The organism is Alteromonas sp. ISO5, assembly GCF_058105165.1.
In genome coordinates this window covers 4708621-4731574 of sequence record NZ_CM176572.1, presented here as the reverse complement: position 1 = coordinate 4731574, position 22954 = coordinate 4708621, and the positions used below count along the sequence as shown (strand labels likewise).

Sequence of the window (22954 nt, the reverse complement as noted above, 5' to 3'; positions counted from 1 at the left end):
GGAAATTTTCATGGCGTTACACCCGCAAGCTGGTAAGGCGGCTGCTCCTGAGCAGCTTATTAATGTGGCCCAACTGGTTAGCCAGTATTTTAGCTATCAACCGGATGCCACCGACCCTGCTCAGGCGGTTAGCTTCGGCACTTCGGGCCATCGCGGCACGGCGACCCTGACTACCTTTAACGATATGCATATTGCTGCAATTTGCCAGGCACTGGCAGAGTATCGCGAGCATCAGCAAATTACCGGCCCGGTGTTTATTGGTAAGGATACCCACGCGCTCTCAGAACCGGCGATGATTACGGCTATCGAAGTGCTCAGTGCTAATAATGTGGCGGTTGTGATTCAACGCGACGATAACGATTCAAAAGGCTACACCCCAACGCCGGTTATTTCCCGCACTATTATTCGTTACAACCGCGGTCGCAGTGAAGGCCTTGCTGATGGCATTGTCATCACGCCCTCACACAACCCGCCGTCTGATGGCGGCTTTAAATACAACCCGCCGCACGGTGGACCAGCCGATAGTGATGTAACCAAAATCATTCAGGAACGGGCTAACAGCCTGATTGCGAATAACAATAAAGACGTTAAGCGCATCGACTTAAAAGCGGCCATGGCCTCTGACTTCGTGTCAGCAGAAGATTTTATGGTGCCTTATATTGAGGAGCTGGCTGAAGTTGTGGATATGCAGGCCATCGCCAAGGCAGGTTTAAAGCTGGGCACCGATCCGCTTGGTGGCGCCGGTGTGGGTTACTGGAAATATCTGGCTGAACACTACGGGCTGGATATTACCGTGGTTAATCCACAGGTCGACCCCCAGTTTGGTTTTATGCGCCGCGATAAAGACGGTAAGTTACGTATGGACTGTTCCTCGGCTTATGCCATGGCCGGGCTGATAGAGCTAAAAGATAAGTTTGATTTGGCCTGGGGTAACGACCCGGATTTTGACCGCCATGGTATTGTTTGCCCCAGCAGCGGCCTGATGAATCCCAACCATTACCTTGCGGTCGCTATTAATTACCTGTACCAGCATCGCCCGCAGTGGGACGCCAGCCTGAAAGTAGGCAAAACGCTGGTATCCAGTTCAATGATCGATCGCGTGGTGGGTGATATGGGTCGCGAGCTGGCAGAAATGCCCGTGGGCTTTAAATGGTTTGTTGAGGGATTGTCAGATGGCACGCTTGGGTTTGCAGGCGAGGAAAGTGCCGGTGGTATTTATCTGCAGCGTGACGGACAGACCTGGGCGACCGACAAAGACGGTTTCATTATGTGTTTACTGGCGGTGGAAATTCTGGCCGTCACCGGTAAAGATCCAGGCGAACATTACCAGGCACTGACCGAGAAATTTGGTTCACCCTGTTATCAACGTGTTGATGTGGCAGCCAGCCTGGAAGAGAAAGCAAAACTGTCAGCAATGGACGCCAGTGTGGTAACCAGCGAATCGCTGGCCGGTGAGCCGATCACCAATGTACAGACTCACGCACCAGGGAATAATGCCGCAATCGGCGGTGTGAAAGTCTCTACTGAGAATGGCTGGTTTGCTGCCCGCCCATCTGGTACCGAACAGATTTATAAGATTTATGCAGAAAGCTTTAATGGTGAAACTCACTTACAGGAACTCATCAAGGAAGCAGAGCAACTGGTGGCGAAAATTATAAAGTAGCCTTTTTAGTTATTAATAATTGTAAAGTTAATGTTAAGGTCCGGCGTTTTGATTAAAAAGTACGCTGGATTTTTCTATTTTTAACAAATATTTTACAAACAAGCTATTCCTTTGCTGTTATATTTGAACTATAGAACTGTAATTAAATTACATTTTACTGTTAACCAGACATCTATAGTGAGAACCACACATGAGCGCCAAGAAACCCAACGTTGAACGCAATGTGACCATCAACAAAAGTGAATTCAAAGCTGCGGTTGTTAAGCACCTGCACTGTACTTTAGGTACAGATGAGAACAAAGCCAATAACCATGCATGGTGGAAGGCAACCTGCTCAGCTATGCAGGAGCAAGTGCTGGAAGGGATCCGTAAAACCCAGAAAACCCATTATCTGAATGATACCCGTGCAGTACATTATTTCTCGGCCGAGTTTTTGATGGGCCGCTTACTGTCTAATAACCTGCAAAACTTTGGTTTGTTTGAGGTCGCTAATGATGCGCTCAATGAACTGGGGGTTAGCCTGAGCGATGTCTTGGAAGAAGAGCCTGACATGGCGCTGGGTAACGGTGGTCTGGGTCGTCTGGCCGCTTGTTTTATCGACTCATTAGCCACCATGGAACTACCTGCTATTGGTTATGGTATTCATTACGAACACGGCTTATTCCGCCAGGAGATTCAGGGCGGCGCGCAAATTGAGCGTCCCGATAGCTGGCGTGATTATGGCAACCCGTGGGAAATCTGCCGACCTGAGTCGATTCAGGAAGTCTCCTTATATGGCTATGTAGAAACCAAATACGGCGAAAATGGCCGGATCCAGAAAGAATGGCACCCGGGCCACATAGTGAAAGGTATCCCATGGGATATTCCGGTAGTAGGTTACGGCGGTAAAACCGTTAACGTCTTGCGTTTATGGCAAAGTAAATCATCAGGTTACTTTAACTGGGATGTATTTAATGCCGGTGGTTACGTAGATGCACAGGTCGAAAACGTGCGGGCAGAAACTATCTCCAAAGTGTTATACCCGAATGATGAAACTGAAGCGGGTAAAGAGCTGCGTCTGATCCAGCAGTATTTCTTTTGTGCCTGTTCACTGAAAGACATTATTCGCCGTTACAAGCGGGCGCACGGTGATGACTGGAGCCGTTTTATTGATCAGGTGGTTATCCAGTTAAACGACACCCACCCGGCTATCGCTATTCCGGAGCTGATGCGTATCTTAGTTGATCGCGCTGAACTGGACTGGGATAGAGCCTGGGGTATTTGTACCAAGGTGTTTGCATATACTAACCATACCTTGCTGCCAGAGGCGCTGGAAAGATGGCCGGCACGTATGTTGGAGAAGATCCTGCCGCGTCACCTGGAAATCATTTATGAAATTAACCATCGCTTCATGAAAGAGGTTGATAAAAAGTGGCCGGGCGATAATGCCGTAAAAGCCAGATTATCGATTATTGAAGAAGGTAATGAGAAGATGGTCCGCATGGGACATCTGTCTGTCATTGGTTCGTTTGCTGTTAACGGCGTGGCTGAACTGCATTCGCGTCTGGTTAAACAAAATCTGTTCCCGGAATTTGACGCTTTGTGGCCAGGTAAGCTGACCAACGTCACCAACGGTATTACGCCGCGTCGGTGGCTAAAAGCCTGTAACCCGGCCTTATCCAAACTCATTGACAAAAAAGTGGGAGCCGACTGGCCGCTGGATCTTAAAAAGCTGGAAGGGCTGGAAAAATACGCGGGCAATAAAACCTTCCAGAAGCAATTTATGCAGGTGAAGCAGCAAAATAAACAATTGCTGGCCGCCGAGATTAAAGAGTCGCTGGGCTTTGATGTAGACACGAATGCGATCTTTGATGTGCAAATAAAGCGTCTGCATGAGTACAAGCGTCAGCATCTGGCGTTACTGCACATTATGGCACTTTATCGCAGATTGCTGGAAAACCCGGATTACGATATGCACCCAAGGGTATTTATCTTTGGCGCGAAAGCAGCACCGGGTTATAAACTGGCTAAAGATATTATCTACGCCATTAACAAAGTGGCCGATAAAATCAATAACGATGCACGGGTGAATCAAAAACTCAAAGTGGCGTTTTTGCCTAACTATCGTGTGTCGCTGGCCGAGAAGATGATCCCCGCTGCTGATGTATCAGAGCAAATCAGCACCGCCGGTAAGGAAGCCTCGGGTACCGGTAACATGAAACTGGCACTCAATGGTGCGGTGACCATCGGCACATTGGACGGTGCCAATATTGAAATTGCCGAGGAAGTGGGCGATGACAATATCTTTATTTTTGGTTTAACCGTAGATGAAGTGAACGCGCTCAAAGCGTCGGGCTACAAGCCGTATGACTACTACTACAAAAACCCCGAAATTAAAGCGGTGCTGGACTGGCTGGAAACCGATTACTTCACGCCGGGTAAACCCGGTGCGCTGGCATCGATTAAGCAAAGCCTGCTGGACCATGGCGACCAGTATCTTGTACTGGCTGACTATGAAGCCTATTCCAAGGCGCAGGAAGAGGTGGATAAAGCCTACCGTAACAAAGAACGCTGGGCGGAAATGGCGATTATTAATACCGCTAAAATGGGGAAATTTACTTCCGACCGTTCAATCAGGGATTACGTTGAACGCATCTGGAAACTGAATGCCTGCCCGGTGCGAAAAGGTTAACTGCTCGTTTTTCCAAAGCCCCGTAACGGGGCTTTTTTTGTAGGCTGATTAAGCGAATTTGTAAATAATACCAGGGTATTCCAAAGTATACGTGATTGCGCTTGCATGTCGCAGTGTTCAATGTTTCTATAGTTTATTATCAATGGCTTGCGTTATTTTGTTTTAGGATTTTATCACTGCATGATTCGCACACATTTATCGCTGGCAACCATTCCCAATCGATATGCCTTTATCGATAAAATAGCACATTGCGGGGGCCTTCACGACCAGCTTTCTCTGATGTTGATTGATGTGGTGCGCTTCTCGGATGTAACAACCAGCTTCGGCATAGAGGTGGGCGATCAATTCCTGCTGAAAATTGCTAACCGATTGCAGGGACTGTTTAACCACGATTTTGAATTTGGTCGCATTAGCGGTGATGTGTTTGGTGTGGTGTTACCTGGTATCCATTCGCCGGTGGTGCTGCAGCAACAATTTGAGTTTCTGGTTGAGCATTTCAAATCGCCCATGTATTACGACGAGCATGCTTTTATCGCCGACTTTAATGTAGGTGTAGTGTCTAAATCCGAGGGCGAATTCGATCTGACTCTGTTTGTTTCGCGGGCGGAAACCGCGCTTAAGCAGGCAAAAGAAAATAAATACGAAAACTTTTACCTGCTGACCATGATGGATAAGGCCGAGACCGGTCGCAGTCTGGCGCTAAAAGCCGATTTACAGCGGGCGCTGGCCAGAAATGAGCTGGAGCTGTACTTTCAGCCCAAGGTCAATTTACAAACGCTGGAAATAGTTGGGGCAGAATGCCTGCTAAGGTGGAACCATCCGACAGACGGTTTGTTGTTTCCCGGGCCGCTAATCGAAGCCGCCGAGTCATACAACATGATCAACGAGCTGGGGTACTGGACGTTGGAAACGGCTTTGAAAGACCTGGTTGATTTTGACCTGCAGGGGCTTGATATTACCTTATCAGTTAATATTTCCCCCACACAGTTATACAACACCCGCCTGATTACTAATCTCAAATCTTTAAGTCACAAATACAATATCCATCTGTCCCGTCTTGAGCTCGAGCTTACAGAAGATATTGCCGTGTCAAATTCACTGATGGTGAAAAAGCAGTTAGCTGAGCTTCGTGAGCTGGGAATCAAAATAGCCGTGGATGATTTTGGTAAAGGGTATTCCAACCTGGCATACATTCGTGAAATTACTCTGGATGCGCTCAAGATTGATAAAACCTTCGTGATGGAACTCAGCGATAACCCGGTGAACAAAGCTATCATTGAAGCGGCCCGGGTGATTGGCAATGCTAAACATTGCGAAGTGATTGCCGAAGGGGTGGAAACCATAGAGCAATTGCATGTGCTCAGAGAGATAGGTATTACAACCGGGCAGGGCTACCTGTTTTCCAAGGCGGTCCCGCGTCATGAATTCGTGCGCCTGGCCCATAGCGATATTATTGTTGGCAATTCGCCTTTCCGACGTAAAGTGGTGTCCGCAGGACAGCGCTGAAACGCAAGCTTGACACTTCTTTTCTAAGAACTTTTTGTGCTGCTGTTATCCGCTGTCCTATCGCGCTAAACTACTCCCACGTTATTTTCAGGACTTAACACAGACTCGATATGGAACTTTCCGATCTGGAGAATGGCCAGTTTCTGCATCTTTCCCGTTTTCAGCCCGATACCTTTGTACAAACCCGGCAATGGGCGTTGCCCTCGGGTGACAAAGTGGTGGTCACGGCACCGGGTATTATTGTTATCGAACCGACAAACGCCGGCAATAAGCACATCGTGCTTTCCTGTGGTGTACACGGCAATGAAACCGCACCCATAGAGATTTGCTCCGATATTCTGGATGCAGTAGTCACCGGTACACTACAGCTTAAGCACCGGGTATTGTTGATCTTTGGCAATCTGCCAGCCATGAATATTGGTAAACGGTTTGTCGAAGAAAACATGAACCGGCTGTTCAGTGGCGCTTGGCAGCAGGGGAATAATCCAGAGTGCCAGCGCGCAAAGTTACTCGAGGAGTCGGTCATCCGCTTTTTCAGCAAGGCTGCCGAGGGAGATGAAAAAATCCACTATGATTTGCACACCGCCATCCGTGACTCCAAGAATGAAAAGTTTGTGGTCATGCCTTACCTTGATGACGAGCGTGAACACAGCGCCAAACAGTTTGGCTTCCTGGCGGCCTGTGGAGTAAATACCTTCCTGTTATCCTCGGCACCTACCACGACTTTCAGTTATTTTTCTACGGCCACCTGTAAAGCCCGTGGTTTTACAGTTGAGCTGGGTAAAGTGCGGCCATTTGGTGAAAATGATATGGCGCGTTTTGCGGCGGCCCGGGCGTCTTTAATTGCCCTGCTAAGCGAAACGGATTTTGCCCCTGAAGCCAACCTGGACAATTTACTTATTTATCGGGTTAATCAGGTAATTAACCGTAATCACGCCGATTTTAAATTACATTTCGATGATGATACGCCCAATTTTACCGATTTCAGGCAAGGAGAAGTTTTAGCCTCTGAGCCTGAGCGCAAATACGTGGCTGAACATGAAGGTGAGGCGATAGTATTTCCCAATGCAAAGGTTGCCATGGGTCAACGGGCATTGTTAACAGTGGTGCCAACTAAGGTGGAGAAACTGGATGTTTAAACTGGACCCGATACTCAGTGCCGACACTCTGGTAGTAGGGGATTTACCACTGTGCAGAGTATTGTTAATGAATGATAGTCAGTACCCCTGGCTCATTCTGGTACCCCGCCGCCCACAATTGGTGGAGCTCGCCGATTTAGATGAACAGGATTATCTGCAATTTTGTGCCGAAAGTCGTGCCGTAGCTATAGCGATGATGAAGCATTACGCAGGCCACAAAATGAATGTCGCTGCTTTGGGCAACGTGGTGGCCCAGTTACATGTTCATCATGTGGTGCGCTTTCAGGACGATCCAACCTGGCCGGCACCTGTGTGGGGGAAATTACCCGCAGTAAACTATACCGATGCGGAGGCGGCCCGTCAGGTCGCACAATTACAACAAGTATTATTTAAGGAATCAGCATGATACTAACGACAACACCAACCGTTGAAGGCAAAGAGATTAAAAGCTATCACGGTATTGTGATTGGCGAAGCCATTATGGGAGCCAATATTTTTAAGGATCTGTTTGCCTCTATCCGTGACATTGTGGGCGGGCGCTCCGGCTCTTACGAAGATGAGTTAACCAAAGCGCGACAGATAGCTTTTCGCGAGCTTGAACAGGAAGCTCTGGGCATGGGAGCAAACGCCGTAGTGGGTATCGATTTGGATTACGAAGTACTGGGCGACAAAAACAGCATGCTGATGGTAAGTATCAGTGGCACAGCGGTAACTGTGGCTTAACAGGGTTAGTCCTGGCCGGAGCGCTTTTGCTCCGGCTTTTCACTGTTATCCGCTTCTGCCTGCTTTTTACCGGGGGCCTCCGGTGGCGTATAGGCTTTCGGCATTTTGAATTTTGCGCTGTATTTCAGCAACATTATATTGCTTATTATAATCCCCAGTACACCGACAATAATGCCAATAACGACCCACATACTCATCGCTGTTGTATTCCCTGATTTAGAACAAAACGGCTAAATAACTTGTCCAGCATGGCCAGCACCGTGGATTTACCTTCCATGGGGGCGTTGCTTAAGCATTCATAAAGTGCCTGTTGATTGCGACTGGCCTCAAACTCTGCCGCGCTGCTACGGTGAGTAAGGTGCCATAATTCGGTGGCAACACCGCCGTTATCCAGCAAAAAGGGCCGGCTAAAACCAAAGTCTGCCAGGTGCCTATCCATCCACTGAGCTAACGCATAACATGGACCACCCTGGCGGTATTCAGCATCAACCAAATCGAACTGGCCGCCACAGGCATCTACCGTGGCTTTATCGTAGACATCCAGATCGGTGCCCCAGTGATGACGACTGCCACCAGGCAGGGCCGACCAGATAAGTATTGCGTATACCTTATCTTCATCTGACAAGGACGCTACATCCAGTTGCTCGCCCTGATGGTTATAAAGTGGCAATTCGCCCCGCCATTTGCGATTCCAGATAGACAGCTGGCGGTCAAAGTTACGATAGCTGCTAATGATTTGCATATCCTGGCCTGCCTTCCGGGCCTGCTGTTGCATGGCAATAAACGCCTCGGCAACCGCCGGCAGCAGCCGATGCTGTTCATCTACAGTAATCAGAGCGCTGTCATCGCGCCCCAGCCAGGCTTGTTCCAGGTTCATGTCAGCAGGTTTTCCAGCAGGCGATAATAAATACGCTCCAGATGATACAGATCTTTAATCCGCACATGTTCGTCTATTTTATGGATGGTAGCATTCACCGGCCCCAATTCAACTACCTGAGCACCGGTAGGCGCGATAAAACGACCATCTGAAGTACCACCTGCAGTCGATAAACAGGTGTCAAAATCCATTTCACTGGCAATGGCTTTTTGCGTAGCGGTTAACAGATCACCATGATCGGTTAAAAATGGCTGACCGTTAAAGGTCCACTTTATCTCGTACGCCAGTGCATGTTTATCGAGTATTTCTTCAACCCGGGCAATCAGCTGCTTATCGGTGACTTCGGTTGAAAAGCGGAAGTTAAAGCAAACATGCAGTTCGCCGGGGATCACATTACCGGCGCCGGTACCTCCGTGAATATTGGAGATTTGAAAACTGGTGGGAGGGAAAAACGCATTGCCATCATCCCAGTGGGTTTGAGCCAGTTCGTCGAGGGCCGGTGCCGCCTGATGCACAGGATTACGGGCCAGGTGCGGGTAAGCCACGTGTCCCTGAATGCCTTTTACCACCAAATCACCGGTGAGCGAGCCACGACGTCCATTTTTTACCACATCGCCAACAATATCGGTACTGGAGGGTTCGCCCACCACGCACCAGGTGATTTTTTCATTGCGTGCTTCCAGTGTATCGATAACCCGTGTAGTGCCATTAATAAAAGGGCCCTCTTCATCACTGGTAATTAAATAAGCAATGCTGCCATGGTGATCCGGATAATCTGCCACAAACTGTTTGGTAGCCGCGAGCATCGCGGCCAATGAGCCTTTCATATCGGCTGCGCCGCGGCCATGCAGGTTACCGTCTTTTTCGGTTGCCACAAACGGTGGTGTTTGCCAGGCATCTTCGGGACCACTGGGCACCACGTCGGTATGACCGGCAAAACAAAACACGGGGCCATCGGTACCGCGACGGGACCATAGGTTGGTGGTATCTTCAAACACCATGGTTTCATTTTCGAATCCTGACTCGGCCAGCCAGGCTTTCATAAAGTCCTGACAACCCGCGTCCTCAGGGGTCACAGAACGTCGATTAATCAGCGCTTTGGTTAACTCGAGAACGTCGGTCATTAGCTAAAAATCTCCTCGTACTGCGCTGGTTTAAAGCCCAGATGCATGGCGTTATCGGCAACCAGTAAGGGGCGCTTAATCATTGCCGGGTTTTCTATCAGTAGTGCCAAAGCGGTAGATGCCGACAGGCTGGCTTTTTGTTCGTCGGAGAGCTGGCGGTAAGTGGTGCCACGCTTGTTCAGCACGTTTTCCCAGCCCAGTTCATTAAGCGCTTCAGAGAGCACATCCTGAGGCACACCTTGTTTGCGATAGTCGTGAAAAGTGAAAGAGATATCGTGCTGAGTTAACCAGTTTTTTGCTTTTTTGATGGTATCGCAATTTGGGATACCGTACATCACTACCGTCATGCTGTTGCCTCGTTGAATCGATAAATGCTGGCAAGTCTATCCTGACCATCTCGAGCTGTAAAATCTGCCGGGCGAAGAGGCCACTGCCAGTATGAAAATTTTGTGCAATGCCGGTAATTATGACACAGACAGCCGGCGGATTTTAACTATTTGATAGTTCATGGTTAACCTTATTGCTTGCCAATAAAGGCGTGTAGGGCATTAACTCACATCGGCATGGTGCATGCTTCCTAACTTATACATCATTTTTACCGGCCGATTCAGCGCCGGCTTCAAAACAGACTATCGGAGGTCAACGATGAGCATTGTGAAAACGGCATCTGCACACTATCAGCCACTGGGTAAACAGGGGAAAGGCAAAGTCAGTACCCAGAGCGGCGCGCTGCAAAATCAGCCTTATGGTTTTAACACCCGCTTTGAAGATGCGCCCGGGACGAATCCGGAAGAGTTGCTGGGCAGTGCCCACGCCAGCTGCTTTGCCATGGCCTTATCGTTTGCACTTGCCGACGCGGGCTTCGAGGATGGCGAACTTTCAGTGGAAGCACATGTGACGTTGGAAAAAGATGGCGATGGATTCAGCGTGGTAAAATCAGACCTGGTACTTGATGCGGTAGTCGATGGCATTGAGGAACAACAGTTTAAGGAAATTGCCAGTGGAGCAAAAGAAAACTGTCCGATTTCAAAAGTACTGAATGCCGATATTACCCTGACTTACACGCTGAATAAATAGTGGGTTTTGTATCAGGCGTAAAGGGTCAGAAAGTCTTCGTCATTCATTCTGATCTTCGGATCGGAGGTCAATACGATGGCACTGAGCTTGCCAGCATTCAATAAGGTAAGGACGCACACCGGAAGTGCGTCCTGTTGTTTTATCCACAACGGATCGCATTGTATTAATGGACTACCGGCTTCACACTGCTGACCTTGTTTTACCAGCCATCGCAGTCTCTCACCGTAGCTGATCTCACCTGGCTGGCCAATTTGCAACTGGAGTTTAAGGCCTTTGGAATGCACCAACACTAATTGCGCTTTGGCAATATTAATACTGTGTACCACGGCGGCAACTGGAGTACTCACTTCACCGGTTGTCATTTTAATAGCTGCGCCGGTACCCAGCAGACCAGCCTGAAGTAGCGGATGAGGCAATTCATCGAGCCGAAGAACTTCGCCGGTCGCAGGTGCATTGAGCCGCATTACCGCTTCACCGGAGGCGGGCGCAGAATAAATGAGCGATTTTGCAATTGAGAAGGTCATACATGGCCGGGTGACTAAATTCCCCACCATTTATACCTTAATCAAAAAACGAACCCAAGCGTTATTTAGCCAGACTAAGGTTATCCACTATATCTGTGGATAACTTTGTTGAGTAGTTATGTGGTAACTTGTAAGTTGATGAAATTAATGATTTTATCTTTCTGTATAATATATGTTCAGTATGTAGATGTGCATAAATCAGAGTAGGAATCCAGACTTTTTCACAACTTTTTACGGTGCTTAAAACCTGTACCTCGGGGCAATTTACGTGATTAGGCCATTAGGGTAGGATTGCGTAATAAAATCATAATTTCACCGTACAGGTACATACCGTTTTGGGAATGTCGCTCTCCATTTACGCCGGGCCAACCGCACTGGCACGTATTCGTGAACACGGGCTGACGCCCGCGTTATTCTCTCATGTGCTGGGCGCCTCTGGTGGCCCAAAGTGGTTTGTATTGGCCGGTATCGACCGTATCCTGTTTCCGGCGTTTTTTGCCGCTTCTAAACAACCGGTAAATGTTATTGGATCCTCCGCCGGCGCTTTTCGTTCTGCGTGTTTTGTGCAGCGCGATCCGGTTGCCGCCATCAACCGGCTGGCCGAGAATTATTCTCAAACGGTGTATTCTCCGAGGCCGAATTCTGCCGAGATCACGTATAAAGCCCGTGAGCTGATTGATTATGTGATGGGGCGTAATGGTGTGATGGAGGTATTGACTAACAGACGTTTCAAGTTACATGTCATTGCCGCTCGCTGCCATGGCTTAATGCAACATTACGGCAGATATCGCCAGATGCTGGGGTTGGGCGTGAGTGCGGCCGCGAACACCATGAATCGCCGTTTACTTAAAAGGCTGTATACCCGCAGTGTTTTTTCGGCCCCGGACAGTGAGTTGCATATTACTGATCCCTATGAGTTAAATACCGAATATATTGAGCTGGGCTTTAATAACGTTAAGGATGCACTGTTAGCGTCTGGCTCGATTCCTCTGGTGATTGACGGGGTAGAGCGTATGGTGGCTGCGCCAGAGGGAATGTACCGCGACGGCGGGATTATCGATTATCACTTTGATTTATCGTTCGGTCCTCAGGACGGTCTGGTGTTGTATCCGCATTTTTATCCTCGGGCAATTCCCGGTTGGTTTGACAAAGCCCTGAAACGACGTATTCCCCACGCTAGCAGTTTCGACAATGTGGTGATGCTGGTGCCATCTGATGAATTTGTGGCATCCTTACCCTATGGTAAAATTCCGGACCGAAAAGACTTCGAAAAGCTGGATGCCAGCACTCGCATTAAGTACTGGCAAACGGTAATCAGCGAGTCAGACCGTTTAGGTGAATGTTTTGCTAATATCTATCGCAAGGGCAGTATAATGGATGTTATCCAGCCTTTGCCTTTCTTGTGCCGGGCAAGTTAGTTTGTGATTGGTTAAACTACAGGCAATTAGAGTCTTTCTTGCAATTTCTGCTTGCACAGTGACAGGGGCATCGCTATTATACGCGCCACTCGGTAATCACCGGCGTTCAGATTTGCGTCTATAGCTCAGTTGGTTAGAGCGCTACCTTGACATGGTAGAGGTCCCCTGTTCGAATCAGGGTAGACGCACCATCTATTTTTCTCCAAAAAAGTCGTTCAGCCATTGGTTATGTAATATTTGTTATTTGCTCAGTTACTAACGGCATAAAAAATCCCATATTACGTACTTTTATTATATTTTTTCATGCTTTGTGGATACTCCTTAAAATCATAAGAGTGCTGTTAGTTTGGTCTCTGATGGTTACAGCTCGTGACCACGTTACCATTTATAAAGGCACCTATCTGTCACTGAATAGCGGTGGCGTTGTGTGCACACGACATTTTGTAGCCAACAAAGCCGAGCCTGTAACACATTCTGTGTAATTGCCATTAGTTGTACTAGCTCATAGCTGTTCAAGGCGTAAAAGAAGTTGAAAACCCGAAGGATAAATGTAAAAAAGGGACCCGTTTCAATAAATGATTGAGGGACTCAGTGATTCACAGGTTGTCGGGTGTAAAAATTATTGCGCTGTGGCTGATGTTTTATAGCTGCATGGCAATACCGTTTGAAGGGTATGTCGGTGCGCAACTCTGTGTGTCTTGCCATGAGCGGGAGGCGACATTGTGGGCAAGCTCCGACCATGCCAACAGTATGTTACCAACAACGGCTGAGTTAGTCCTGGGAGACTTTAGTGATGTCACCTTTAGCGCAGGTAAACGTACCAGCCGTTTTTTCACCGAAAATGGCCGATACTATGTTGAGACAACTGATGCAAACAGCGAAACTGCGCGGTTTTTAGTTAAATACACCTTTGGCTATCGTCCGCTCCAGCAATATTTACTGGATACTGGTAACGGGCGCTTACAAGCTTTTGATGTTGCCTGGGATAGTCGGCCTGCCGAGCAGGGGGGACAGCGCTGGTATCAGCTACAGGATGACGACGTTACCGATCCTGAACATCCGTTTTTCTGGACCGGATATTATCAAAACTGGAATAGCCGTTGTGGGGCTTGTCATTCTACAGCTTTCTCCAAAAACTATGACTCAGATTCCGGCACATTCAATTCAAACTGGATTGATGTGAACGTTGCGTGTGAGAGTTGTCACGGGCCGGGGGAGAAGCATATTAAGCTGGTAAAAGCTAACCCGGCTTTGACCGAGGGCTCAGGGCTACAGGCATTGGGTAAACAACTGGAGTTTCATTTTAATCAGGGTGATCCTATCGCCCGGCCGAAGACCGCCTCGCAGGGGCCATCGCTGGCACGTGATACCTGTGGCGGTTGCCATGCCCGCCGGGCTGAGTTAAGTGCACCGGATACGAGTAAACCATTTCATCAGCAATATCAGCTCGATGGTATCAATGAGCCGCTTTATTTTAACGATGGTCAAATTCACGATGAAGTTTTTATCCTGGGCTCCTTTTTACAAAGTAAAATGGCTCAGGCCGGGGTAACCTGCACCAATTGTCACGATCCTCACTCGGGGCAAACAATCTTACCGGGGCCTCAGGTATGTCTGACCTGCCATCAGGCTGAGACCTTTGCAACGTCCACTCACACCAATGGTCATCGTAATGCAGACTGCTTGAGTTGCCATATGCCGGAGCGTGTATACATGGGCGTTGATGCCAGGCGAGATCATCGTTTTCACCGCCCCTCAGCTAAACACGCAAACAGCGGTTCAGCCTGTACCAGTTGCCATCAGGATGCGTCACAAGAGTGGTTAATACAAGCGCTGGAAAGCTGGCCGAAACGTAAAGGGGCAGCACCAGATACCCATGGAGATTGGGCGGCGATTAACCAGGCGTTGGCTGACTCAGATACAAATGCGGTAACCGGTGCAAATGCCCTTATTTTGGCGGATGATTTACCTTCCTTACAACAGGTCGCGCTACTTAACAAACTGGTAACCCTGGTACCTGAACAAGCAATTAAGGCTGCGCGTAAGCTGGCTAAGTCGGATGATCCCATAGCCCGACGAGGGGCCGCTAATGCTGCCTTGTCACTCCCGCCGACAGTGCAGAAATCATTGCTAAGCGAATTGATCAACGATGAACAAAAGTCGGTTCGGATGGAAGTTGCCAGTATATTATTGTCGTTACCGCCTGATACGTTAAAAAATCATGCCGCGGTAAACCCGTTGATGGCGGAATATAAAAATGTGTTGAGGTCAGGGCTTGATAATCCGGCCGCCAATCTTGGGTTGGCACAACTGGCTTTATTTCAGGGTGATATTGTAGCTGCCAAACATGCCTTTGATGCTGCGTTGGCGATTGAACCATCGAATCTGCCTTCGTTGCTGGGCTATGCTGATTTAATGCGCAGTATGGGAAATGCCGATGGCGCCGCAGAACTTTATGAAAAAGCACTTCGTTATGGTGCTGATTCAGCAGCTGTCCAGTTTGCATATGGGTTACACAAGATCCGGGAAAAAGCCTATCAGGCAGCACTACCGCATCTGGCTCGGGCAGCTCAGGGCGAGGATGCAATGGCTAGATTTGGCTTTGTATACGGCGTTGCACTTTGGCAAACCGGGCAAACAAAACAAGCAATCGAAGCCCTTACTATGAATACAGAACGGTGGCCGACAGATTATGACACCATTGTCACGTTGGTTAAGTATGCGTTTCAGACAAAAGATAGAGAGTCGCTCAGTAATGCTTTATCTCTTCTTGGGCAATACTACCCTGATGACCAATTACTACGACAAATAAAACAGTATTTATGAACTTACTGAACACTTTGGCTTTCCAGGTTCGAATTTTATATACAGTAAATGAACCCTGACCGTTAAATTACCAACGCAGTGAAGCTACTCGACATTTGAATTGTTCTGTTACAGTTTTTTGTACACACACTGAACAGTCGAGGATAATCTTGTGCGTCTATTTAGCGATTTGGGCCTAAGTTCAATGAAAAACAGTATGTTCACAGGTAGTCTCTGCAAATCCGTTGCTTTTATCCTTACCGTTTCAGCGACGTCTTTTCAAATTCAGGCTGCCAGCGCACCTTTAACCCAACAGCAAATTAATGATGTTATTAGTGCCAGTGAAAGGCCGCAGGAAGACAGCAAGCGGGATGACGCCAGAAAGCCGGCGCAAGTGCTTTCTTTTACAGGCGTTGGTCAGGGTGACGTGGTGCTGGACTTTTTTGCTGGCGGTGGTTGGTACACCGAACTTTTCTCAAAAGCTGTGGGGGAAACAGGTACCGTTTATATGCAAAATGACCGTGTTTACTGGCAATTTGCGCAAAAAGATATCATCAAACGCACCCAGGATAACAGATTGCCCAATGTGGTAAGACTGGACAACGTTGCACTTGCTGAAATGCCAATTCCTGACAATTCGGTGGATATTATTTTTGCCGCGTTGGGCTATCACGATATGTATTTCACCGATACTGTCCGCGATGGAAATGTAATGACTTTCCGCGACGAGGTTGTTGATTACATGCCAGTGCTTAGTACCTTTAAACGCATTCTTAAAGACGATGGTGTGGTCGTCATTATTGATCACAGTGCCAGGGCGGGCTCAGGTATTCACGCCGCGAACACTATTCATCGTATTGATCCCAATATTATTAAGTACCAGTTTGAAACCGCAGGCTTTAATTTAATAGAAGAGGCGTTTTATTTGCGTAATCCGGAAGATGATTTGCAAAAATCGGTCTTTGCACCTGATATTCGTGGCAAAACCGATCGCTTTATTTTTAAATTTGGCAAATAACCGGCGAAGTCGAAGTCATTCAGGTAGAGATGGTTTGACGGTTTCTGGCAGAAAATACCTTTTTAACTCGTACTAAACAGCTAAATGCTGCAGCGACAAGGTATGTATGCCTGGTCTGTCTTTTTAGCTCTTTGCAGGTGTTACGACAGAGACGGCAGGCAATCATGTTGTTCTCAGCAACTGTAACATGTTGGTTACCGGGCCTTACGGCCCGCTATTAAATACCAGCCAGTGGCGAGTCTTCTTTTTGTAGCATGGTGGCAATTTGTGAAAAGTTATTTTGCTCTGCAATTTCTATGGGCGTCAGCTGGGGTGGAATATAGTTTTCCGTTTTAAAGTTGGCTTCATAGCGCCAGGTCAGAGTTGAAGGTTCACTGCGCTGACCAGGGTTTGCGCCAAGGGCGAGCAGCGCTGCAACCAACCCAGGCTGATTTGCTTTAACGGCAGCGTGGAGCAGTTGATAACCATCCCGATCGAAGGCCGTTAGAACGGTTTCAATGGCTTGTTCATCCATTAATTCTGTGAGTTGGCCGAGATACCAGTTTAAAAATTCAAAGTTTTTGGCATACACAGCAAGCTGGGTGGCTGTGGTGCCGTCACGGGCGGCTGCAAATACGTCGGCCCCCAGTAATATCGCAGCCTGAGCAGTGCTGAGATCCTGGCTTTTAATAGCGAAAAACAACGGGCTATAGCCTTCAAGTGTTTGCTTGTTGATGTCGGCGTCGGCGTTGACCAGGTAGTACAGGTTGCCAGTATTTCCCTGATCAGCGGCAAACATTAGCGCGGTTTGGCCATATTGATTGGTGGCATGGATATCAGCGCCAAGGCTTACCATCTTAGCCAACACTTCACTGTTAGTTGAGCCCGCACACAGGTGGAATGCAGTGGTACCGTCTTCTACTGTGTTACCAGGATTTGCGCCGGATGCCAGTAAAGCACTAATGATCACAGGGTTGCCGTAACGGCACGCCTGGATGATAGGCGTAAAACGGTTACCACCGGTTGGATTAGCGTTGGCGCCGCTTTCTAATAACAGATTTACCATGGCCGGATCCTGCGTTTCCACTGCCCAGGCCAGCAAACTGGCGTTATCAGGTAACGGGCGATTAACGTCAATCCGGCTGCTAAGCTCAGCGAGTCGGCTAATATCAGAAGCAAGAATGGCCTGTTTGGCCTGGGTGAGCAAGCTATCATGTTGCTGGCTGGATAGCGCAGGTTTCACATTTGTTCGCTGTGACTCTGACTGACAGGCCAATAACGCAACAATGCCCAGCGCAACCAGCAGAGCTTTAACCGGGTGATTAATGATTGATTTCATTTCTTACTCCTCAGGCAATCAAACCGTCCAGCGGCCCGGTACTGTCGCCAAAGCTGTCGACAGGCACATTCATTTGTTGCAATACCGAGAGCAACAGGTTGCACATTGGTGTATGTTTTGGGGCGGCAATATGGCGGTTTCCTTCGAGACCACCACCAGCCAGAAGAATGGGCAGATCCATATGGTCGTGCTCATTAGACTCACCAATACAGGCACCTCGAATCACAAAGGTATTGTCGAGCAGGTTTGATTCACCGTCCGGGATGCTGGCCATTTTTTCCAGATAGTCGGCAAACAGCTGCATGTGATAGGTGTTAATCCTGACCAGCTTATCGATTTTCTCCGGGATATTTGCATGGTGGCTCAGGGCATGGTGTCCATCGGGTATACCCAGATTATTATAGGCGTGATTACTCAGCTCACGGCCGAGCATAAAGGTACTAACCCGGGTCATATCCGTTTGTAATGCGAGCATCTGAAGGTCGAGCATGATCTTCACGTGTTCTTCGTAGTCGGCTGGGATGTTAGCCGGCACCGACAGACCTTCCAAATCCATTTCGATAGATGTTTTCCGGGCGTTGGCAATGCGCCGTTCTACATCGCGCACGGACTCCAGATATTGGTCCATTTTATGCCGGTCGTTGATGCCTAAGCGTTTATTCACCCGCTTGGCTTCATCGCTAATAAAATCAAGGATGCTGCTTTTATGCGCCAGTCGCATCTGGCGGGTTTGCTCGTCGATTTTATTGCCGTCGCCAAAGAGATGTTCAAATACATCGCTGGGGGCAACCATGGCGGGTAATGCCTGAGTAGGACTCTTCCAGGAAATGGTGTTGGTATAGGTACAACTGTAATTAATATCGCAGCTGCCCATTAAACTGGGGGGCTCGATACCCAACTCCAGCGAGGCGAGTTGCGTGTCTTTCGCGAAGTAACTGGCGGCTACCTGATCGGCAGAAATACCGCACTGAATATCGGCACCTTCAGTCGCTTTGGCATGAACTCCGGTTAAAAAGGCCGGGCAACTGCGTCCATGTCCGGCCGGTGGTGCACCAAACGCACTGGCCTGGTAATGAGCCAGCCCCGAGATGACCGAAAACGTATCACGCACTTTTTCAAGGGGCTTTAAAATGGGCGTCATCGCGTAATGTTTGCCTGCAGTTGCTGGCGTGTAGCGCTGCATTCTTACGCCGTTAGGAGAGTAAAAAACGGTCATCCGCTTGGGGCGTTGCTCCAGGGATTTGGCCATGGCAGCAGGCACCAATGATTCCATCACCGGCAGCGCCATGCTAACGCCCAGGCCTTTTAAAAAGGTGCGGCGAGATAACGCTGAATTACGGCGCTTTAGTGAATTGTTGTGGTTCATTTGCTGCCTCTGGTGCTTTTTTAAAGTTAAATGGCGTACTGGTAACCACCGCTTCGATAATGCTGTGTATGCGGTAATCATCTTGACTGGCTTGTCTGGCGATGGTGCGGATGACGGGCTGATCGTAGGCTTCTAATCCGCGGCCAAGCGCATAGGTGAGCAGGCGGTCGATAAAGGCCTGGGTAAAGCGCTCCCGTCTATCCCACAGCACATCGTGAAGGCCGCTTAAGCCCTCAAATTGCGTGCCATCGGGCATGGTGGCTGAAACATCAATGGCCTGGTTGGCATAACGGGTACGGAATGCACCTACGGCATCATACTGCTCCAGGGCGAGACCGAGCGGATCCATGCGCACATGGCAGGCGGCACACACCGGATCGGCGCGGTGCCGCTTTAACTGTTCTCTGGCCGATAGCGCCATACCATCGTGCTCGGCCACCAGTGCCGGCACGTCCGGTGGCGGTGGCGGAGGGCTGGCGGCAAGCAGATTATCCAGGATCCACTTGCCTCGCTTTACTGGCGATGTGTGATTAGGATTAGACGTGAGGGTTAATATACTTGCCTGGCCCAACAATCCACCGCGATGAGACTGCTCGCTTAAGGAAACTTTGCGCAGTGCATAGCCTTTAACGCCGTCGATACCATAATGTTTAGCCAGAGGCTCATTAAGGTAACTGTAATTGGCGTTTAAAAAATCGAATATCGGTAAATCGTCTTGCAGAATACGGGTAAAGAACAGTTCTGTTTCGCGCTTAACGGAGTGTCGCAGTGGGATAGTGAACTCCGGAAACTCAAAAACATCAGGAAAATGGTAGGGCAGGTTACGCAAATACAACCATTGCCCGGCAAAGTTATCGGTTAGCGCATTGGCTTTGTCTGACGCCAGCATGCGTTCTAGCTGTTGTCTGAGGATCTGAGGTTCTCTTAATTTTCCGGCCGTAGCGAGTACTGTGAGTTCTTTATCCGGCAGACTGCTCCACAAAAATAAGGCCAGTCTGGCGGCGAACTCCATATCACTGATGCGGTAAATACTGCCTGGCGTCACATGGGCCGGAGGAGTTTCCTGCAGGTATAAAAATTGGGGTGACACCAGCAGAGCCTGCAGAGTGGTGGCAATGCTGGCGCGAAAGTTTACATCCTCCCGGGCGCGCTGAAAAATGGCCAGTAATGGCTGGATATCCGCGTCGGTAACCGGGCGGCGATATGCTTCTGCGGATAATTTACTGATGATCTGCCTGGCACAATTCAGTTCCGACGCTGAAGAAGACTTAGAGCCGGGCAGGCAACTAAAAATTTTACGGGTACTGGCGGTTTCAGAAGACGCAGGAGTACTACCTGAGTTAAATGGCCCTATGACTTCTATTTCCAGCACGTCACGCAAAAATGTAGCTTGTGAAAAGCGTGCTGACATGTGGTATGAGAGGACTTTGGTGGAATGACGGCGAGCACCATCGATAATAAAATCCAGATCCAGTTCGGTTGGTTTTCTGTCCGGTAATACTACGTAGTCTGTGCCTTTACGAATGGTCGGCACATGCTCACTGAGGGCCAGATTTTTACGAAACGCCATGCCAATCTGATGACTGCCGGCACTCAGTTCCAGCGTATGGCTATAACGATGAATATCCAGACGGTCTACTTCGTTGTTGGTATTGGCATTTAAATACCCGGCTATTTCGTAACGGCCACTCACCGGTGCATAGAAATCGAAACTACCGCCGCCTCTGGAGTCTAGCGGAAGGTTATCATTCATGCGTAAATCAAATGCAGGAACGCCACTATTTTTTACCGGGCCGTCCTTGGGGACTACGTAGCTCTCTTTTCCGGCTGACTCGCCAGCAGTACCGGTAGCCAGCCTGCTTAGTTTGCCAGCGACGAATAGGTAGCGTTCAAGCAGTGTGGTGGAAACACCCAGTACATCGGCGTTGTTATCGAAACCATAGCCAGAATCATCACCGGGCAGTGAGTCGGCAATATCCACATTCAGCGCCAGCAGATCGCGCACAGATCTGGCATATTCATCGCGGTTTAATCGCCTGATAGTTGCTCTCCCCGGATTAGGATTCGCGGTACTGTAATCATCCAGCGAACCTTCCAGCCAGTCCAGAAAGGCTGTTTTTTCCTGTGTGGTTAGTTGTTTTTTATCGGCTGGAGGCATATCGCCCATGGCGACCGATTTTAGAATGCCTTCCCAGAGCTTTTGATTTTTGCCTTTGGTTAAATCGCTCACATGAATATCAGCGACAGACCAGTTGCCGGCAAACTCATAATCGTTGTGGCAGGTTTCGCATCGGTCGTCGATGATATCGGCAGCCAGATCACGGGTAAATACCTGCGCCTGGGAAAAGGAATAAGGACTCAATCCCAGAGCGAATAACCAGCAAGTCAGAAAAAGGCCGGAACGCCGTAAGGGAAAGCTCAGCTTTGGGGAGATATTAAGGACCATTTGCACTCTCTTTGCGCAACTGCAGTGCTAACAGTGCGTTTCACGAATAAGTCAGTGGAAGAAGCACTTTGCATGCCAAATCTCTTGCTAATCAGAAGGTTATCACAGTGGGATGTTATCAGTTTGTGTGTGCTGAAAGGGAGAGCGGCGGCAATGAGCGGTTCGTCTTCCCTAACTATCTGATACTTAGTTTAAAACAATCAGATACCGATAACGTATTCGTATTACGCAGCCATTGTCATTCTGATAACCGGTAACAACAAGCAAAAGACCTATGCACCTTATAGATCAGTTGATTGCGGGCATGACTGCCGTTAAAGCGATAACCAATGGCAGGTAACTTATCCCGGTTGGCCTGGTGAGCAGGGCAGGGGCGCGCGACCTTTGCTGCCAATGACTATGCGAATACCGCGGCAAAATTTGGGACGAGCAGGGTCGCTTGATCATAGTGAACTGTCAGACAGTGGTGGCACTTAATTTAGCGTTAGAGAGTCTTTATTACTGAAAATTGCTTTATTGATAAAGCGGGTTAGCTTGTAATTAAACTAAAATAGATTAACTTACGTTAAAAAGGGGGCTCAGCGTCTCGTGAGGTAAGGTCAATTAAGGAATTAAAGCGAATAATGATCGCAGTAGCTAACCTCTCAAAACAATATCCGAACGCGACTTCGCCCATTATCGATAAACTCTCGTTAGAAGTGGCCGCTGGCCAATCGGTGAGTATTCAGGGGGCATCCGGTTGCGGGAAATCTACCTTACTGGCGCTATTGGCTGGCTTTGAAAGGGCCGACAGTGGCTCGATAGTGATTGCCGGGCATCCTTTCGAGAGTCTTTCTCAGGAGGCGGCCGATAAATTTCGTATGCATCATCTTGGCGTTATCTTTCAACAGTTCAATTTGCTCGATTGTTTCGATGTGTGGGATAACATCGCCTTTACGGCTCGTTTAAAAGGTAATTACGAGGCCTCTCGGCAGCAAACCTTATTGAATAATCTGGGACTGGCGGAACGGCATAACGCACCGGTCAGTATGCTTTCCGGAGGTGAGCAGCAAAGGGTTGCTATAGCTCGCGCCCTTAATCACCTGCCTGATGTGGTGCTTGCTGATGAACCTACAGGAAACCTTGATGAACAAACCAGCGAGGTAGTGAGCCAATTGCTGTTTAATTACTGTCAGGAGCAGGGCGCGTCGTTAGTGGTAGTAACCCATAGTGGCGATGTTGCCAGACGCGCACAAACGCAGTACCGGTTGCATCAGGGCCGGTTGATACAAGTGTGATT

Annotated in this window: 19 protein-coding genes and 1 tRNA gene; 12 read left to right on the top strand and 8 right to left on the bottom strand. The window is 48.7% G+C overall.

Going from position 1 to position 22954, the window contains the following annotated elements; all coding sequences use genetic code 11:
* Positions 1 to 10: 10 nt before the first annotated feature.
* The 6 genes from pgm (at position 11) to AC2T0J_RS21385 (ending at position 7702) form a co-directional block, all read left to right on the top strand.
* On the top strand, positions 11 to 1663 hold the full coding sequence (gene pgm, locus AC2T0J_RS21410; RefSeq protein ID WP_489807756.1) for a phosphoglucomutase (alpha-D-glucose-1,6-bisphosphate-dependent): 1653 nt from the start codon (positions 11 to 13) through the stop codon (positions 1661 to 1663).
* Positions 1664 to 1853: 190 nt separating this feature from the next.
* On the top strand, positions 1854 to 4334 hold the full coding sequence (locus tag AC2T0J_RS21405; RefSeq protein WP_489807755.1) for a glycogen/starch/alpha-glucan phosphorylase: 2481 nt from the start codon (positions 1854 to 1856) through the stop codon (positions 4332 to 4334).
* Positions 4335 to 4514: 180 nt separating this feature from the next.
* The gene (locus AC2T0J_RS21400) at positions 4515 to 5840 is read left to right on the top strand and encodes a putative bifunctional diguanylate cyclase/phosphodiesterase (RefSeq protein WP_489807754.1); all 1326 of its coding nucleotides are present in this window, start codon (positions 4515 to 4517) and stop codon (positions 5838 to 5840) included.
* 110 nt (positions 5841 to 5950) lie between these two features.
* Positions 5951 to 6979, top strand: a complete 1029-nt coding sequence (gene astE, locus AC2T0J_RS21395) for a succinylglutamate desuccinylase (protein ID WP_489807753.1) — start codon at positions 5951 to 5953, stop codon at positions 6977 to 6979.
* On the top strand, positions 6972 to 7385 hold the full coding sequence (locus AC2T0J_RS21390; RefSeq protein ID WP_489807752.1) for an HIT domain-containing protein: 414 nt from the start codon (positions 6972 to 6974) through the stop codon (positions 7383 to 7385). The genes astE and AC2T0J_RS21390 overlap by 8 nt, the downstream gene beginning before the upstream one ends.
* Positions 7382 to 7702: a heavy metal-binding domain-containing protein gene (locus tag AC2T0J_RS21385; RefSeq protein ID WP_489807751.1), complete on the top strand. Its 321-nt coding sequence runs from the start codon at positions 7382 to 7384 to the stop codon at positions 7700 to 7702. Before AC2T0J_RS21390 ends, AC2T0J_RS21385 begins: the two co-directional genes overlap by 4 nt.
* A gap of 5 nt (positions 7703 to 7707) precedes the next feature.
* On the opposite strand, the gene AC2T0J_RS21380 is transcribed toward AC2T0J_RS21385, so the two are convergent.
* Genes AC2T0J_RS21380 through AC2T0J_RS21365 form a run of 4 tightly spaced genes read right to left on the bottom strand, consistent with a single transcriptional unit; the run spans position 7708 to position 10050 of the window.
* A complete protein-coding gene (locus AC2T0J_RS21380) occupies positions 7708 to 7899 on the bottom strand; it encodes a DUF2897 family protein (RefSeq protein ID WP_489807750.1) in 192 nt (63 codons plus the stop codon).
* Positions 7896 to 8579 carry a M15 family metallopeptidase gene (locus AC2T0J_RS21375; protein ID WP_489807749.1) on the bottom strand — a complete coding sequence of 228 codons (684 nt, stop codon included), beginning with the start codon at positions 8577 to 8579 and terminating at the stop codon, positions 7896 to 7898. The genes AC2T0J_RS21380 and AC2T0J_RS21375 overlap by 4 nt, the downstream gene beginning before the upstream one ends.
* The gene (dapE, locus tag AC2T0J_RS21370; protein ID WP_489807748.1) at positions 8576 to 9703 is read right to left on the bottom strand and encodes a succinyl-diaminopimelate desuccinylase; all 1128 of its coding nucleotides are present in this window, start codon (positions 9701 to 9703) and stop codon (positions 8576 to 8578) included. The genes AC2T0J_RS21375 and dapE overlap by 4 nt, the downstream gene beginning before the upstream one ends.
* Positions 9703 to 10050, bottom strand: coding sequence for an ArsC family reductase (locus tag AC2T0J_RS21365; protein WP_489807747.1), 348 nt, complete (start codon positions 10048 to 10050; stop codon positions 9703 to 9705). Before AC2T0J_RS21365 ends, dapE begins: the two co-directional genes overlap by 1 nt.
* A gap of 298 nt (positions 10051 to 10348) precedes the next feature.
* On the opposite strand from AC2T0J_RS21365, the gene AC2T0J_RS21360 reads away from it, so the two are divergent.
* Positions 10349 to 10780: an OsmC family protein gene (locus AC2T0J_RS21360; RefSeq protein ID WP_489807746.1), complete on the top strand. Its 432-nt coding sequence runs from the start codon at positions 10349 to 10351 to the stop codon at positions 10778 to 10780.
* 11 nt (positions 10781 to 10791) lie between these two features.
* On the opposite strand, the gene AC2T0J_RS21355 is transcribed toward AC2T0J_RS21360, so the two are convergent.
* Complete coding sequence (locus AC2T0J_RS21355; protein WP_489807745.1) at positions 10792 to 11304, bottom strand: PTS glucose transporter subunit IIA; 513 nt, start codon at positions 11302 to 11304, stop codon at positions 10792 to 10794.
* 341 nt (positions 11305 to 11645) lie between these two features.
* Here AC2T0J_RS21355 and AC2T0J_RS21350 point away from each other — a divergent pair, with 341 nt between their 5' ends.
* The 4 genes from AC2T0J_RS21350 to AC2T0J_RS21335 all read left to right on the top strand — a co-directional run bounded on the left by AC2T0J_RS21350 (position 11646) and on the right by AC2T0J_RS21335 (position 16545).
* Positions 11646 to 12722: a patatin-like phospholipase family protein gene (locus AC2T0J_RS21350; protein ID WP_489810381.1), complete on the top strand. Its 1077-nt coding sequence runs from the start codon at positions 11646 to 11648 to the stop codon at positions 12720 to 12722.
* 114 nt (positions 12723 to 12836) lie between these two features.
* A tRNA-Val gene (locus tag AC2T0J_RS21345) sits at positions 12837 to 12913 on the top strand.
* A gap of 400 nt (positions 12914 to 13313) precedes the next feature.
* Complete coding sequence (locus tag AC2T0J_RS21340) at positions 13314 to 15548, top strand: ammonia-forming cytochrome c nitrite reductase subunit c552 (protein WP_489807744.1); 2235 nt, start codon at positions 13314 to 13316, stop codon at positions 15546 to 15548.
* 196 nt (positions 15549 to 15744) lie between these two features.
* Positions 15745 to 16545 carry a class I SAM-dependent methyltransferase gene (locus AC2T0J_RS21335; protein WP_489807743.1) on the top strand — a complete coding sequence of 267 codons (801 nt, stop codon included), beginning with the start codon at positions 15745 to 15747 and terminating at the stop codon, positions 16543 to 16545.
* Positions 16546 to 16762: 217 nt separating this feature from the next.
* Here the strand turns inward: AC2T0J_RS21335 and AC2T0J_RS21330 are convergent, their stop codons facing one another.
* Genes AC2T0J_RS21330 through AC2T0J_RS21320 form a run of 3 tightly spaced genes read right to left on the bottom strand, consistent with a single transcriptional unit; the run spans position 16763 to position 21675 of the window.
* Positions 16763 to 17863, bottom strand: a complete 1101-nt coding sequence (locus tag AC2T0J_RS21330; protein WP_489807742.1) for an ankyrin repeat domain-containing protein — start codon at positions 17861 to 17863, stop codon at positions 16763 to 16765.
* Positions 17864 to 17873: 10 nt separating this feature from the next.
* Positions 17874 to 19229, bottom strand: coding sequence for a DUF1552 domain-containing protein (locus tag AC2T0J_RS21325; protein WP_489807741.1), 1356 nt, complete (start codon positions 19227 to 19229; stop codon positions 17874 to 17876).
* Positions 19198 to 21675 carry a DUF1592 domain-containing protein gene (locus AC2T0J_RS21320; protein WP_489807740.1) on the bottom strand — a complete coding sequence of 826 codons (2478 nt, stop codon included), beginning with the start codon at positions 21673 to 21675 and terminating at the stop codon, positions 19198 to 19200. Before AC2T0J_RS21320 ends, AC2T0J_RS21325 begins: the two co-directional genes overlap by 32 nt.
* A 623-nt stretch (positions 21676 to 22298) precedes the next feature.
* Between AC2T0J_RS21320 and AC2T0J_RS21315 the strand changes: the two genes are divergently transcribed.
* Positions 22299 to 22952 carry an ABC transporter ATP-binding protein gene (locus AC2T0J_RS21315; RefSeq protein ID WP_489807739.1) on the top strand — a complete coding sequence of 218 codons (654 nt, stop codon included), beginning with the start codon at positions 22299 to 22301 and terminating at the stop codon, positions 22950 to 22952.
* Positions 22953 to 22954: the final 2 nt, after the last annotated feature.

Excerpts from the sequence above, each read along its gene's own strand:
- AC2T0J_RS21365 (WP_489807747.1), bottom strand. The coding sequence starts at position 10,050 with ATGACGGTAGTGATGTACGGTATCCCAAATTGCGATACCATCAAAAAA.
- AC2T0J_RS21385 (WP_489807751.1), top strand. The coding sequence starts at position 7,382 with ATGATACTAACGACAACACCAACCGTTGAAGGCAAAGAGATTAAAAGC.
- AC2T0J_RS21330 (WP_489807742.1), bottom strand. The coding sequence starts at position 17,863 with ATGAAATCAATCATTAATCACCCGGTTAAAGCTCTGCTGGTTGCGCTG.
- AC2T0J_RS21375 (WP_489807749.1), bottom strand. The coding sequence starts at position 8,579 with ATGAACCTGGAACAAGCCTGGCTGGGGCGCGATGACAGCGCTCTGATT.
- AC2T0J_RS21360 (WP_489807746.1), top strand. The coding sequence starts at position 10,349 with ATGAGCATTGTGAAAACGGCATCTGCACACTATCAGCCACTGGGTAAA.
- AC2T0J_RS21350 (WP_489810381.1), top strand. The coding sequence starts at position 11,646 with ATGTCGCTCTCCATTTACGCCGGGCCAACCGCACTGGCACGTATTCGT.
- AC2T0J_RS21405 (WP_489807755.1), top strand. The coding sequence starts at position 1,854 with ATGAGCGCCAAGAAACCCAACGTTGAACGCAATGTGACCATCAACAAA.
- AC2T0J_RS21315 (WP_489807739.1), top strand. The coding sequence starts at position 22,299 with ATGATCGCAGTAGCTAACCTCTCAAAACAATATCCGAACGCGACTTCG.
- AC2T0J_RS21400 (WP_489807754.1), top strand. The coding sequence starts at position 4,515 with ATGATTCGCACACATTTATCGCTGGCAACCATTCCCAATCGATATGCC.
- astE (WP_489807753.1), top strand. The coding sequence starts at position 5,951 with ATGGAACTTTCCGATCTGGAGAATGGCCAGTTTCTGCATCTTTCCCGT.
- dapE (WP_489807748.1), bottom strand. The coding sequence starts at position 9,703 with ATGACCGACGTTCTCGAGTTAACCAAAGCGCTGATTAATCGACGTTCT.
- AC2T0J_RS21390 (WP_489807752.1), top strand. The coding sequence starts at position 6,972 with ATGTTTAAACTGGACCCGATACTCAGTGCCGACACTCTGGTAGTAGGG.
- AC2T0J_RS21380 (WP_489807750.1), bottom strand. The coding sequence starts at position 7,899 with ATGAGTATGTGGGTCGTTATTGGCATTATTGTCGGTGTACTGGGGATT.
- AC2T0J_RS21355 (WP_489807745.1), bottom strand. The coding sequence starts at position 11,304 with ATGACCTTCTCAATTGCAAAATCGCTCATTTATTCTGCGCCCGCCTCC.
- AC2T0J_RS21325 (WP_489807741.1), bottom strand. The coding sequence starts at position 19,229 with ATGAACCACAACAATTCACTAAAGCGCCGTAATTCAGCGTTATCTCGC.
- AC2T0J_RS21335 (WP_489807743.1), top strand. The coding sequence starts at position 15,745 with ATGTTCACAGGTAGTCTCTGCAAATCCGTTGCTTTTATCCTTACCGTT.
- AC2T0J_RS21320 (WP_489807740.1), bottom strand. The coding sequence starts at position 21,675 with ATGGTCCTTAATATCTCCCCAAAGCTGAGCTTTCCCTTACGGCGTTCC.
- pgm (WP_489807756.1), top strand. The coding sequence starts at position 11 with ATGGCGTTACACCCGCAAGCTGGTAAGGCGGCTGCTCCTGAGCAGCTT.